The sequence below is a fragment of the Curtobacterium sp. JUb34 genome (assembly GCF_003755065.1).
GTDB lineage: Bacteria > Actinomycetota > Actinomycetes > Actinomycetales > Microbacteriaceae > Curtobacterium.
Genome location: NZ_RJVH01000002.1, coordinates 799,753 through 813,403, shown reverse-complemented (window position 1 = coordinate 813,403; position 13,651 = coordinate 799,753). Strand labels below are relative to the sequence as shown.

Annotated in this window: 11 protein-coding genes; 9 read left to right on the top strand and 2 right to left on the bottom strand. The window is 71.1% G+C overall.

Going from position 1 to position 13,651, the window contains the following annotated elements:
• Nucleotides 1–101: 101 nt before the first annotated feature.
• Complete coding sequence (locus EDF63_RS10335) at nucleotides 102–2,039, bottom strand: glycoside hydrolase family 15 protein (RefSeq protein ID WP_123312920.1); 1,938 nt, start codon at nucleotides 2,037–2,039, stop codon at nucleotides 102–104.
• 97 nt (nucleotides 2,040–2,136) lie between these two features.
• On the bottom strand, nucleotides 2,137–3,201 hold the full coding sequence (locus EDF63_RS10330) for an App1 family protein (RefSeq protein ID WP_111085765.1): 1,065 nt from the start codon (nucleotides 3,199–3,201) through the stop codon (nucleotides 2,137–2,139).
• Nucleotides 3,202–3,457: 256 nt separating this feature from the next.
• On the opposite strand from EDF63_RS10330, the gene EDF63_RS18665 reads away from it, so the two are divergent.
• The 9 genes from EDF63_RS18665 (at nucleotide 3,458) to cydC (ending at nucleotide 13,610) form a co-directional block, all read left to right on the top strand.
• Nucleotides 3,458–3,988 (top strand): TetR/AcrR family transcriptional regulator, encoded by a 531-nt coding sequence (locus EDF63_RS18665; RefSeq protein WP_395871788.1) that lies wholly within the window; start codon nucleotides 3,458–3,460, stop codon nucleotides 3,986–3,988.
• A 212-nt stretch (nucleotides 3,989–4,200) separates the two neighbouring features.
• Nucleotides 4,201–5,124: an ABC transporter ATP-binding protein gene (locus EDF63_RS10320; RefSeq protein WP_123312919.1), complete on the top strand. Its 924-nt coding sequence runs from the start codon at nucleotides 4,201–4,203 to the stop codon at nucleotides 5,122–5,124.
• Nucleotides 5,121–5,837 carry an ABC transporter permease gene (locus tag EDF63_RS10315; RefSeq protein ID WP_123312918.1) on the top strand — a complete coding sequence of 239 codons (717 nt, stop codon included), beginning with the start codon at nucleotides 5,121–5,123 and terminating at the stop codon, nucleotides 5,835–5,837. Before EDF63_RS10320 ends, EDF63_RS10315 begins: the two co-directional genes overlap by 4 nt.
• A complete protein-coding gene (locus EDF63_RS10310) occupies nucleotides 5,834–6,562 on the top strand; it encodes an ABC transporter permease (RefSeq protein WP_123313146.1) in 729 nt (242 codons plus the stop codon). Before EDF63_RS10315 ends, EDF63_RS10310 begins: the two co-directional genes overlap by 4 nt.
• Nucleotides 6,559–7,479 (top strand): ABC transporter substrate-binding protein, encoded by a 921-nt coding sequence (locus EDF63_RS10305; protein ID WP_123312917.1) that lies wholly within the window; start codon nucleotides 6,559–6,561, stop codon nucleotides 7,477–7,479. The genes EDF63_RS10310 and EDF63_RS10305 overlap by 4 nt, the downstream gene beginning before the upstream one ends.
• A gap of 274 nt (nucleotides 7,480–7,753) precedes the next feature.
• Nucleotides 7,754–9,166 carry a cytochrome ubiquinol oxidase subunit I gene (locus tag EDF63_RS10300; protein ID WP_123312916.1) on the top strand — a complete coding sequence of 471 codons (1,413 nt, stop codon included), beginning with the start codon at nucleotides 7,754–7,756 and terminating at the stop codon, nucleotides 9,164–9,166.
• A 1-nt stretch (nucleotide 9,167) separates the two neighbouring features.
• Complete coding sequence (gene cydB / locus EDF63_RS10295; protein WP_123312915.1) at nucleotides 9,168–10,172, top strand: cytochrome d ubiquinol oxidase subunit II; 1,005 nt, start codon at nucleotides 9,168–9,170, stop codon at nucleotides 10,170–10,172.
• A gap of 10 nt (nucleotides 10,173–10,182) precedes the next feature.
• Entirely contained in the window at nucleotides 10,183–11,871 is a 1,689-nt protein-coding gene (gene cydD / locus EDF63_RS10290) for a thiol reductant ABC exporter subunit CydD (protein ID WP_123312914.1), read from the top strand.
• Nucleotides 11,868–13,610 (top strand): thiol reductant ABC exporter subunit CydC, encoded by a 1,743-nt coding sequence (gene cydC, locus EDF63_RS10285; protein ID WP_260233050.1) that lies wholly within the window; start codon nucleotides 11,868–11,870, stop codon nucleotides 13,608–13,610. The genes cydD and cydC overlap by 4 nt, the downstream gene beginning before the upstream one ends.
• Nucleotides 13,611–13,651 lie beyond the last annotated feature (41 nt).

The window sequence follows — 13,651 nt, the reverse complement described above, 5'->3', positions numbered from 1 at the left end:
GGACGTGACCGTCGCGCCCTGAACGGGCGGAACGGCGGACGGGAGGCACGGTGCCAGCTGGCACCGTGCCTCCCGTCCGTTCCGTGGTCAGGACCACCGCATCAGGCGGGCCCGCCGGCGCGCTCGCCTTCGCCGGTCCACGAGCGGGTGCCACCGTCGTGCACGGGCAGCCGCGTGCGGTGCCCGGTCGAGGCGCCCCGCGCCCGGGCGATGGCGTCCGACGCGGACACGAGCGTCAGGTGCGACAGCACCTGCGGCGTGTTGCCGACGTGGTGGCCGGTGGTGACGTCGACCTCCTCGGACAGCATCCCGACGTCGTTCGCGTACCCGACGAGCACGTCCATGAGGCGTTCGGCGTCGTCGATCCGTCCCGAGGCCGCGTACTGCTCGACCAGCCAGAACGAGCACGCCAGGAACGGGTGCTCCGCGCCGGTGAGGCCGTCGAACCCGGACGACGTCCGGTACCGCAGCACGAGGCCGTCGGAGCCGGTCGACAGGTCCTGCTCGATGGCGGCGACGGTGCCTGCCATCCGGGCGTCGTGGGCGGAGACGTACCCGATCTGCGGCAGCACGAGCAGGCTCGCATCGACCTCGTCGGTGTCGTAGTGCTGCCGGTAGCTGCCACGGGCGGCGTTCCAGCCGTGCTCCTCGATCTCGGCCCGCACCTGGTCGCGCAGGGTGCGCCAGCGGTCGACGGGCCCTTCGAGACCGAACTCCTCGACCGCCGCGACCCCACGGTCGAACGCGGCCCAGATCATCGCGCGCGAGTGCGTGAAGTGCCGTCGCGGGCCGCGCATCTCCCAGATGCCGTTGTCGGGTTCCTGCCAGTGCTCCTCGACGTAGCCGAGCAGGGCGCGCTGCAGGGCCCACGAGTCGGCGTTCTCCTCGACCCCGAGCTCGCGGGCGTCGTGCAGCGCTGCCAGGACTTCGCCGAACACGTCGCCCTGGTACTGCGTGTACGCGCCGTTGCCGACCCGGACGGGCGTCGAGCCGGCGTACCCGGGCAGGTGCGGGAGTTCGCGTTCCGGCAGTTCGCGCTCCCCGGCGATGCCGTACATGATCTGCACGTCGGCGGGGTCGCCGGCGATGGCGCGGAGCAGCCAGCCGCGCCAGTGTGCCGCCTCGTCGCGGTAGCCGTGCGCGATGAGCGAGGCGAGGGCGAGGGAGGCGTCGCGGAGCCACACGTAGCGGTAGTCCCAGTTGCGTTCGCCGCCCGGGTCCTCCGGCAGGCTGGTGGTCACGGCGGCCACCACGCCGCCGGTCTCGCCGTGGGTCATGGCGCGGAGCAGCAGGAGGGAGCGGCGGGCGGCGTCGGCGTAGCGACCCTCGGTGCGCGCCGTCGCCATCCAGTCCGTCCACCACCCCACGGTGCGGTGGAGTTCGGCGTCGACGTCGACGGGCGCCGGGGGCTCGCGGTGCGAGGGGTACCAGGTGAGGACGGTGTCGAGTACGTCACCGTCGTGGATCGTCGCGGTGGCCGTGTGCCGGTGGTCCGACGCCCGGAACCGTGGGCCACGCACGATGACCGACCCGGGACCGGCGGTGGCGAGCAGTGCCGGGTCCTCGTCGCCACCGATCTGGCGGACCCACGGCAGGGCGAGGGCGTAGTCGAACCGGATCCGCAGGGTCTGCTGCACCTCGACCGTGCCGCTCAGCCCGCGGACACGGCGGACGATGGACGGGCGGTGCGCGCCGACGGGCATGAACTCGGTCACCTCGACGACGCCGTCGGCCGTGGTCCAGACCGTCGACAGGACGAGTGTGTCGCCGTGGTACTTCCGATGTGCGGTCGCCGTGGGGTCGGTCGGGCGGAGCGTCCAGTGCCCGTGGTCCTCGGTGCCGAGCAGCGAGGCGAACGTCGCGGTGCTGTCGAAGCGCGGCAGGCACGCCCAGTCGATCGTGCCGTCGCGGCCGACGAGCGCGGCGGTCGAGGTGTCGCCGATGACGGCGTGGTCCTCGATGCGGTTCAGGGGATTCGCGGGGGTCCCTGGTGGACGCTCGGCGTCGGCGGTCCGGTCCGGGTCCGTGTCGGTGCTCATGCCCCGATCGAACACCCGGTGACCGAGCGCGGGGGATGAGCGGCCGGGTCGCCGGCCGTCTGCCGGCCGCGTGCCGGCGGTGTGCCTGAAACCTCGCTCAGGCCGGGTCGGAGGCGTCTGCCTCGGCGAGGCCGACGCGCGCGAGCTCGGACCAGAGCCCGGCGCCGTCCGGTGCGTAGACCCACGGCGCCGAGGTGTCGCGGGAGCGCTCCTGCGCCCGGGAGCGTCCACCGGCGAGGACCGCCTCGCTCGTGGACAGCTGTCGGATCGCGACGCCCGCGACGTTCTCGGGGTGCTCGCGGGCGAACTCGCCGTACAGCGACTCGTCGTGCTGGCCGTCGTCGCCCACGAGCAGCCACTGGACGTCCGGGAAGTCCTTCGCCAGACGTCGGAGGTTCTGCTGCTTGTGCAGTTGCCCGCTCCGGAAGAAGCGGTCGTGCGTGGGGCCCCAGTCGGTGAGCAGGAGCGTGCCCGACGGGTACATGTTGCGGGTCAGGAAGCGCTGCAGCGTCGGGGCGACGTTCCAGGCACCGGTGGACAGGTACACCGTCGGGGAGCCGGGGTGCTGCGCCTGCACACGTTCGTACAGCACGGACATGCCCGGCACCGGGCGGCGGGCGTGCTCGGTGAGGACGAACGAGTTCCAGGCGGCCAGCATCGGGCGGGGGAGCGAGGTGACCATCACCGTGTCGTCGATGTCGGACAGCAGGCCGAAGCGGGTGTCGGGGTGCACGACGAACACGTCGGCCTCGACGTCGCGGCCGCCGCCGGCCGACAGGCGCACGGTGCGCCAGCCCGGTTCGAGGTCGATCGGCACGATGGTGTCGACGACCCCACCGCGGTCGGTCTCGACGACGTGCGAGACCCCGCCGGCGGTGACGGTGACCTCGGCGTGGTCGACCGCGACGCTCGTGAAGCTCTTCCACCCGCGGACGCCGGCGTACGAGACGTCGGAGGCGAGACCACGGCGGGTCAGCAGCACACGGCACAGGATCCGGACCCATCCGGGGGCGCCGTAGCCCGTGTAGGGGACGACGGTCGGGACCAGGCCACGGCTTCGGGCACGGTGCTCGCGGAACTCCTGGACGGCGTCCTCGATGCGGGCCGCGCGGTGCAGGAGCGGCTCGGCCAACGACGGCTCGTGGGGCGTCGGGTCGGGCATCGCCCCATCATCCCATGCACGACCCGGAAGTCCACGTCCCAGGGTGCCTGTGGTGAGTCGCAGCCATGTTCCAGCCGGTCTCTGCGAAAATCGTCCTCGTCACACCAACCAACCGCGCTGGAGCGCAAGAGGAGAACACGTGCTCGTCACCGAGGTAACGAACGCTCTGCCGGGGGGATCATCACTGCTCAGGAACGAGCCGGTCCAAGCCCGCAGTTCGGCGCGCCTCGCGGGTCTGCTCGACGCTGCTGCCGCGGTGATCGACGAGATCGGGTTCGAACGACTCACGACCGCGATGGTCGCCGAACGGGCCGGGGCGTCCATCGGCACCGTCTACCGCTACTTCCCGGACCGCATCGCCGTGGTCGAGGCACTCGCCATCCGCTGCACGCAGCGCCTCGCGGCGCGCTTCGTCGCGGCGCTCGACGCGAGTGGCGCGGAGACCTGGCAGCAGGCCTGCGACGCGCTGATCGACGAGACGGCGGAGCTCTACCGCACCGAGCCGGGCTTCCGCGCGATCCGCTTCGGCGACACCGCGGACACCGGGACCGGTGACGCCGAAGACCGCATGGGGGCGCTCGGTGCCGCCGTCGGGCAGATCATGCGCGACCGGTTCGGTCTGCCCGACGACGAGCGCATCGCGCGGGCCTGGGTGGTGCTGGCCGAGTCCGGACACGCCGTGCTCGCGCGGGCGCACCGCGACCGTGCGAACCCCGACACAGCGCTCATCGCCGAGTACCGCGCGATGAGCCGTGCCCACATGGAGTCGGTGGTCGCCGCCGGCTGACCGGCGCGACACGCCGCGAGCGATCCGATCCGCCCGCGCTTCCGAACAGGAGGCGCGGGCGTCGTCGTCCCCGCTGGATGCGTCGTGCGCGGTGTCCGTTCACCGCACCGGTCGCCGCCGCGGGGCGGTCACGGTTCGTCACACCGAACCGATGTCGGCACCCACGGGTACTCTCATCCGGAGTCGGGCTACCTCCGAACAGAAGGGCACCCATGATCGAGTTCCGCTCGGTTCGCAAGACCTACCCGGACGGCACCACCGCGGTCGACGACTTCGACCTCGTGATCCCGTCCCGGACCACCACCGTCTTCGTCGGTTCGAGCGGGTGCGGCAAGACGACGCTGCTGCGCATGATCAACCGGATGGTCGACCCCACCTCGGGTTCCGTGCAGATCGACGGCTCCGACGTCTCCGGCGTCGACCCGGTCAAGCTCCGTCGGAGCATCGGGTACGTCATGCAGAACTCCGGTCTGCTGCCGCACCGCAAGGTCGTCGACAACATCGCGACCGTGCCCCTGCTGACGGGGGCGTCGAAGGCCGATGCCCGCGCTCGTGCGCTCGAGCTCATGGACACCGTGGGACTCGACCGGGCGTTCGCCGACCGGTACCCGTCCCAGTTGTCCGGCGGGCAGCAGCAGCGTGTCGGTGTGGCCCGCGGGCTGGCCGTCGACCCGAACATCCTGCTCATGGACGAGCCCTTCGGCGCCGTCGACCCGCTGGTCCGCAACGACCTGCAGGACGAGCTCATCCGCCTGCAGCGCGAACTCGGCAAGACCGTCGTGTTCGTCACGCACGACATCGACGAGGCGTTCAAGCTCGGCGACCAGGTCGTCATCCTGAAGAAGGGCGGCGAGATCGCCCAGCAGGGCACGCCGTCCGAGATCCTGGCCGAGCCGGCCGACGACTTCGTCGCGAACTTCATCGGCGTGGGTCGTGGGCGTCGGTCGCTGCGCGTCGAGCACACCCCCACGGGCCCGATCGTCGTCGACGGTGACGGGCGCGCCGCCGGGGTCCTCACCGGACCGGTCAACGTCGTCGACGCCGCCGCCGCGGTGCAGGCCGACCCCACCTCGAACCAGGCCGGAGCGTCGCAGGACGCCCCGGGTGCTCCGGCGCAGGGTGGAGGCACCCGGTGAAGTGGGTGCTGGCGAACCTCGACACGATCCGTGACGCCACAGTCGCGCACCTGGCCATCGCCATCCCGCCGATCATCATCGCCTTCCTGCTGTCCATCCCCATCGGCTGGCTCGTCGTCCGGCTCCAGCGCCCCGGCGGATCGCGCCTCGCCTCCGGCGTCGGCAGCGGCATCGTGACGTTCGCCGGACTCCTCTACGCGATCCCGTCGCTGGCGCTGTTCGTGGCACTGCCGGGCATCATCGGCACCGGTCTGCAGAGCCCGGTCAACGTGGTGATCGGGTTGACGCTGTACGGCCTCGCCCTCATGGTCCGGTCGACGGTCGACGGGCTCACGTCGGTGGACTCCGGGACGAAGTCGGCGTCGACCGCAATGGGGTACTCGTCGGCGCAGCGGTTCTTCCGCGTCGAACTGCCGCTCGCCGGGCCGGTGCTCCTCGCCGGGCTGCGGGTGGTCTCGGTCTCCACCATCTCGCTCACCACCGTCGGCGCAGTCCTCGGCATCCAGAGCCTCGGGTCCCTGTTCACGGACGGACTCGGCCGCGGCATCTACGAGGAGATCATCTCCGGCATCGTCATGGTCCTCGTGCTGGCGTTCGTGCTCGACGGTCTCCTCGTGCTGCTCGGCCGCATCGTGATGCCGTGGACCCGGACGGCCTCGGTGTCGCGCCGACAGGCCCGCCGCGTGCTGCAGACCGCGGAGGTCTCCTCGTGATCATCGGACAGGCCTTCGCCTGGGTCTTCGACCCCACCAACTACTCCGGCTACAACGCGATCCCCGGACGGCTCTGGGAGCACGTCTGGATCACCCTGCTCGCCGTCGTGATCGCCTCGGTGATCGCGGTGCCGATCGGGTACGCCATCGGCCACACACGCCGCGCACGGGGCTTCTCGATCGCCGTGTCCGGGGGGATCCGAGCACTGCCGACGCTCGGCGTGCTCTCCCTGTTCGGACTCCTGCTCGGCATCGGACTGCAGGCGCCGCTCCTGGCGCTCGTCGTGCTGGCGATCCCCTCGGTGCTGGCCGGTGCCTACTCGGGCATCGAGTCGGTCGAGCCCGTTACGGTCGACGCCGCGAAGGCGCAGGGCATGACGGGCTGGCAGATCCTGTGGAAGGTCGAGGTCCCGCTCGGCCTGCCCCTGCTGATCGGCGGGTTCCGCGCGGCCGTGCTGCAGGTCGTCGCGACGGCAACGCTCGCCGCCTACGTCGGTGCCGGCGGCCTCGGCGGCTACTTCTTCCTCGGTCTGAAGACCCAGGACTACGCCGAGATGCTCGGCGCCTCCATCCTCGTGATCGCACTCGCGATCGCGTTCGAGATCGTGTTCGCCGTGCTGCAGCGAGCGTCGGTGCCCAAGGGCACCGCCGACCCGTCGGCCCGGCAGCGCCAGGGATCGCGCGAGCGAGCCCGCAATCCCATCCCGGAAGGAAATCCATCGTGATCACAGCAAAGATCCGTGCGGGCGTCGCAGCAGCGCTCGCACTGGGCGTCGCCGCCGCCCTGACCGGCTGCGCGTCGAGCGACCCGCTCGACAGCGGCTCCAGCGCGTCGTCCGACTCCAAGACGATCGTCGTCGGCTCGCAGCAGTACTACTCGAACGAGATCATCGCCGAGCTCTACGCACAGGTCCTCGAGAAGAACGGCTTCGAGGTCAAGCGCAACTTCAACATCGGGCAGCGCGAGGTCTACATCCCGCAGCTCGAGAAGGGCGCGATCGACGTCATGCCCGAGTACAGCGGCAACCTGCTGCAGTACTTCGACAAGGACTCCAAGGCGAAGACCGCCGACGAGATCGACGACGGCCTCGAGACGGCGCTGCCGAAGGGCCTCCGGGTCCTCGACGAGGCCGAGGCGACCGACCAGGACAGCTACACCGTCACGAAGCAGTTCTCCGAGGACAACGACGTGACGAGCCTGGCCGACCTGAAGGACGTCAAGTCCAAGCTCACGGTCGGCGCGAACTCCGAGTTCCAGACCCGTCCGTACGGTCCGAAGGGCCTGAAGTCGGTCTACGGCGTCGACGTCGACTTCAAGGCGGTCGAGGACTCCGGCGGAGCCCTGACGGTCAAGGCGCTGAAGGACGGCACCGTCCAGCTCGCCGACATCTACAGCGCCGACCCGAGCATCAAGGCGAACGACTTCGTCACGCTCGAGGACCCGGAGAACCTCATCCTGCCGCAGAACGTCATCCCCGTCGTCTCCGACAAGGTGAACGACAAGGCCGCGGACGCGATCGACTCGGTCAACGAGAAGCTGACCCCCGAAGCCCTGATCGAGCTCAACACCAAGAGCACGGCGGACAAGGAGAAGGCGTCCACCATCGCCAAGGAGTTCCTGACGGACGAGGGCCTGCTGTAGCAGCAGTCTCTGCGAGTTAGACGACAGGCGTCGGGCAACTGCCCGGCGCCTGTCGTCGTTCCCGGCGGTGCCGATCGGCACATCCGTGCCGCACGGTTGTGCCGATCACTGCCGCTGCACGTTCGTGCACGGAACATTTCTACAAGTTGTCGAAGTGGGTGGTGGCGCGGTACCGTTGAAGGGTCCCAACGGCTGTGACATCTGATGTATCCGTTCCACAGGAAGACACTGACGTGCACCGACTGCGCGCGGCGACCCGACTGGGAAGTGCCGCATGACCGACCTCCTCGATCCGCTCATCCTGTCGCGGTGGCAGTTCGGTCTGACGACCATCTACCACTTCCTCTTCGTCCCGTTGACGATCGGCATGGCCGCCGTGGTGGCCGTGTTCCAGACCGCCTGGTACCGGACCGGTCGAGCGCACTACCTGCAGCTGACCCGGTTCTTCGGGCGGATCTTCCTCATCAACTTCGCGATGGGCGTCGTGACGGGCATCGTGCAGGAGTTCCAGTTCGGCATGAACTGGTCGAACTACTCGCGCTTCGTCGGTGACGTCTTCGGGGCGCCCCTCGCGCTCGAGGGGATCCTGGCGTTCTTCTTCGAGGCGGCGTTCATCGGCGTGTGGATCTTCGGCTGGGACCGTCTGCCGAAGGGGCTGCACCTGGCGAGCATCTGGTGCGTCAGCGCGGGCACGATCATGTCGGCGTACTTCATCATCGCCGCGAACGCGTTCATGCAGCACCCGGTCGGGTTCTCGATGAACGAGGCCAAGGGGCGTGCCGAGCTGACCGACATCTGGGCGGTCCTGGGCAACAAGGTGGCCCTGGCGGCGTTCCCGCACACGTTGTTCGCGTGCTTCATGGTCGCCGCGGCGGTCATCATCTCGGTCGCCGCGTACCACCTGGCGCGGAACCAGAACCTCGAGACGATGATGCCGGCGCTGAAGTTCGGCATGTGGACCATGGTCGCTGCGGGCGCCCTGACGGTGCTCACCGGCGACCAGCTCGGCCTGACGATGGTCGACACGCAGCCGATGAAGATGGCTGCGGCCGAGGCGCTGTACAACACGGCGACCGGCAAGGACGCCTCGTTCTCGATCTTCACCCTCGGCACCCCCGACGGCGTGCACGAACTGTTCTCGATCCGGGTGCCGTACCTGCTGTCGTTCCTGTCGACGCACACCTTCAACGGCACGGTCGAGGGCATCAACGACCTGCAGGCGCAGTACACGCAGGTGTACGGGCCCGGCGACTACAAGCCGATCATCTGGGTGACCTACTGGTCGTTCCGCTGGATGATCGCGCTCGGCGTCGGCGCGGTCATGGTGTCGCTCGCCGGCCTCTGGCTGACCCGCAAGGGCCGCTTCCCGACGAAGCGCTGGATCTGGCGCGTCGCCACCTGGACCGTCCCGCTCCCGATGGCCGCGATGATCGTCGGCTGGATCTTCACCGAGATGGGCCGCCAGCCGTGGCTCGTGTTCGGGTTGCTCAAGACCAGCGACGGCGTCTCGCCGAACGTGACCGGGCTCGAGGTCCTCATCTCGCTCATCGTGTTCACCGTGATCTACGGCTCGCTGGCGGTGGTCGAGTTCAAGCTCATCAAGAAGGTCGCGCAAGAGGGCCCTGCCGCACCGGCAGCGGTCGACGAGGAGACCGGCGAGGTCAAGCACGAAGTGACGGTGTACTGAGATGGACCTCCCTGTTCTCTGGTTCGCGATCGTCGGCGTGTTCTTCGTCGGCTACTTCGTCCTCGACGGCTTCGACTTCGGTGTCGGCATGTCCCTGCCCTTCCTCGGCAAGGACGACACCGACCGTCGGGTGCTCATCAACACGATCGGCCCGGTCTGGGACCTCAACGAGACCTGGGTCATCGTCGCCGGCGCCTGCCTGTTCGCGGCGTTCCCCGAGTGGTACGCGACGATGTTCTCCGGCTTCTACCTGGCGCTGCTGCTCATCCTGGCGGCACTGATCCTGCGCGGCGTCTCGTTCGAGTACCGGCACCAGAACAAGCACCTCGAGTGGAAGCGCCGCTTCGACCTGATGATCATCGTCGGGTCTGCCGTGCCGTCGTTCCTCTGGGGCGTCGCGTTCGGCAACGTGGTGCGCGGGATCCCGATGGACTCCGGGCACAACTACACGGGCACGCTGTTCGACCTGCTGAACCCGTTCGCACTGCTCACCGGCGTGGCCACGCTGCTGGTGTTCTTCACGCACGGCGTCGTGTTCGTCGCGCTGAAGACCGAGGGCGAGATCCGCGAGCGCGCCAAGCGCCTGGCGACCCAGGCCGGCATCCTGACGATCCTCGTCGGCGCCGCGTTCCTGGTCTGGATGGCGTTCGTCCGGGCGACCCCGGCCTCGCTCGTGCTCTCCGTGGTCGCGGCGCTCGCGCTGGTCCTGGCCGTGCTCTGCAACGCCTGGGGCAAGGAAGGCCGTGCGTTCACGCTGATGGCCGTCACCATCGCCGCGATCGTGCTCGCCATGTTCACGGCGATCTTCCCGGACGTCATGCCCGCCACCAACGACCCGGCGAACAGCCTGAACGTGTACAACGCCTCGAGCGGCTCGTACACGCTGACGGTGATGAGCTGGGTGGCGCTGATCTTCGTCCCCCTCGTGTTCGCCTACCAGGCCTGGACCTACTGGGTGTTCCGCAAGCGTGTCTCGCGGGCCCAGGTCACCCAGGCCGCGCACTAGGCAGGCGACGGTGAAGCCGCTCGACCCGCGACTCCTGCGCCTGTCGCGGACGGCGCGCGGCTTCATCGTCGCGGCCGCCGGCACCGGCGTCCTCCGCACGGTCGCGACCATCGCGATCGCGTGGGGGATCGCCGCCGCCGTGACGCTCGGCATCGACGCGGTTCACGTCGGCCGTGTCCCGGACGCCCTCGGGCAGGCCCTCGCACTGCTCGGCGGAGCCTTCGTGCTCCGTGCGGTGGCGGCGTGGGCGACCGACGACCTCGCGGCACGCGCCGCGGCGAAGGTGAAGAGCGAGATGCGCACGACGGTGCTCGCCCGCGCGGCCGAGCGTGGTCCGTCCTGGCTGGCGGGCCGCTCGAGCGCGGGGTTCGCCACCACCCTGGGGCCGGGGCTCGACGCGCTCGACGCCTACTTCGGCCGCTACCTGCCGCAGCTCGCACTGACCGCGATCGCCACGCCGCTGCTGCTGGTCGCGATCGGCCTCGGTGACCTGACGAGCGGGCTGATCATCCTGTTCGCCCTGCCGGTCATCCCGGTGTTCATGATCCTGATCGGGCTCGCGACCCAGGCGTTGCAGCGGAAGCAGTCCGATGCCCTCGCGAAGCTCGGCGGCGCCTTCCTCGAGGCCGTCGAGGGCCTGTCCACGCTCAAGGTCTTCGGTCGTGCCCGCCGCCAGGTCGGCCGCATCGGTGCCGTCACGGACGAGTACCGTCGCGGCACGCTCGGGGTGCTCCGGCTGTCCTTCGTGAGCGGGTTCGCCCTCGAGCTCGCCGCGAGCCTGTCCGTCGCCCTCGTCGCGGTGTCGATCGGCATCCGGTTGGTCGACGGCTCGCTCGGGCTCGGGGCGGCGATGTTCGTCCTGGTCCTCGCTCCCGAGGCGTTCGCCCCCATCCGTCAGGTCGGCGCGGACTTCCACGCCGCCCAGGACGGCGTCGATGCATCGGCAGCGGTCCTCGACGTCCTCGCCGACGACACGGACCCCGCGGCGAACGACGGGCCGGACACCGTCGGCAGGCAGGCCGCGGGCGCGGACACCGCGGCGGCCGCCACGGCTGCGACGGCGTTGGCCGTGCACGGACTGACCGTCCGCCGGCCGGACGTGGTGATCGGCCCGCTCGACCTGCACGCCGGTCCCGGCACCGTCGTCGTCCTCGCCGGGCCGAGCGGCTCGGGCAAGTCGAGCGTGATCGCCGCGCTCCGCGGCGTCCTGCCGCACGACGGCACCGTCGTCGTGCCCGGTACCGCCGGTACGACCGCCACCGAGCGCACGACCTGGGCCGACCAGCGCCCCCGCCTCGTGCGTGGGACCGTCGCCGAGAACGTCGCGCTCAGCGCGACCCCCGACGCCGCGGACGTGCGGACCGCGTTGCGCGACGCCGGGCTGGAGGTCGACCCGGGCCTCCCGATCGGCGCCGGGGGCAGCGGCCTGTCCGGCGGGCAGGCGCAGCGCGTCGCCGTCGCGCGCGCGCTGTACCGCGCCCGCCGCGTCGGCACGCCGTTGGTGCTGCTCGACGAGCCCACGTCGGCGCTCGACGCCGAGGCCGAGGCCCGTGTCGTCGCCGCGATCCGCGGCCTCGCAGCCGACGGAGCAGTCGTCGTGGTCGCCAGCCACCGACCGGCGGTCGTCGCCGCGGCCGACGTCCGCCTCGACATCGGCACCGGCGGCTCGGTCACCGTCCGGACGGGGGCGCGCGCGTGAGCCGGCAGCGGGTGTCGTCCCGGCAGCGGGTGTCGTCCCGGCAGCGGGCGCTGTCCCGGGAGGCCCGTGGGGGCTCCGTCCTGCGCCTCGCGTTGCCGCACGGGTCGGGATGGGCGAAGGCCGTCGCCGCCGGCGCGCTCAGCGCGGTCTGCGCCGTGGCGCTCCTCGCCGCGAGCGGCTACCTCATCACCCGTGCCGCCGAGCACCCGCCGATCCTGTACCTGACCCTCGTGATGGTCGGCGTGCGGGCGTTCGCCCTCGGCCGGGCGGCGCTGCGCTACGTCGACCGGCTCGCCGGGCACGACGCGTCCTTCCGGCAGCTCGCGGTGGTGCGGACCGAGATGTACCGGCGGCTCGCCTCGGTCGCGCCGGCGGGGCTGGGGAGCACCGGCCGCGGCGACCTGATGACCCGACTGGTCACCGACACGGACCGGCTGCAGGACCTGCCCATCCGCGTCGTCGGACCGCTGGTGTCCGCCGGGGTCGTCGCCGTGCTGTCCGTCGTCGCCGTGGCGTTCGTGTCGGTGCCGGCCGCCCTCGTGCTCGTGCTGGCCCTGGCGGTCGCGGCGCTGCTCGGGTCGGTCGTGACACGCTCGATCGCCGAGCGCTCCGATCGCGAGACCGCGGCGGACCGCGGCCGGGTCGCCGACCTCGTGCTCGACACCGTCCGGACGCTCGACGTCTTCGCCGCCTACGGCACCCTCGACGAGCGCCTGGCGCACATCGCCCGTCTCGACGCCGACGTCACCCGAGCGGTGCGTCGTCGCGGCACGGTCGAGTCGCTCGTCGGCGCCCTGGTCGGGCTGCTCGGCGGCGCGGCGGTCATCGGGATCCTGGCCGTCGGCGCACCCGCCGTGGTGGCCAGGGCGCTCGACGGTCCGCTCTGGGCGCTGACGGTGTTCGTGCCGCTCGCCCTGTTCGAGGTCATCGGGGGCGTACCGCTCGCCGTCCTCACGCTCCGCCGGGTGCGTGCCGCCGCCGAGCGGGTCGAGCAGGTCGTCCCGGCCGAGGTGCCCGCGGGCATCGTGCCGGAACCCGAGCAGGACGCCGACCCCGCCCAACTGGCGGTGTCCGGACCGGTCACCGTGGCGCTGCGCGACCTGACCGTGCAGTGGCCGGGAGCCACGGCACCCGCGGTCGACGGGGTCTCGCTCGACCTGCGGCCCGGCGAGGTCGTCGTGCTCGAGGGGCCGAGCGGCGCGGGGAAGTCCACCCTCGTCGACGCGCTCGTCCGGTTCGTCGACCACCGGGGCTCGTACACGCTCGACGGGATCTCGGCGAAGGACATGCACCCCGACGTCGTCCGTGCCCGCATCGGGCTCATCGAGCAGGACCCGTTCGTCTTCGACCAGTCCGTGCGGCAGAACCTGCTGTTCGCCCGCGAGACCGCCACCGACGACGAGCTGCTCGCGGTGCTCGACCGGGTGGGCCTCGGCGAGTGGGTCGGGCGTCGCGGTGGGCTCGACGCGTCGGTGGGGGAGCGCGGCGGTCTGGTGTCCGGCGGCCAGGCGCACCGCCTCGCCCTGGCCCGCGCCCTCCTGCACGCGTTCCCGGTGCTGGTGCTCGACGAACCCACGGCGGACATCGACCCGGACCTCGGCGACGCCGTCCTGCGCGACCTCGTGACGACGGCCCGCGCAGCGGGCCGCACGATCGTGATCGTGTCGCACGTGCCGGTCAGCACGGACCTGGTCGACCGCACCCTGCGGATGCGGGACGGGCGCCTGCTCGCCGGGTGAGCCGACTGGCGGACGCGGGACGGGCCTCCCGGCTTGTATCG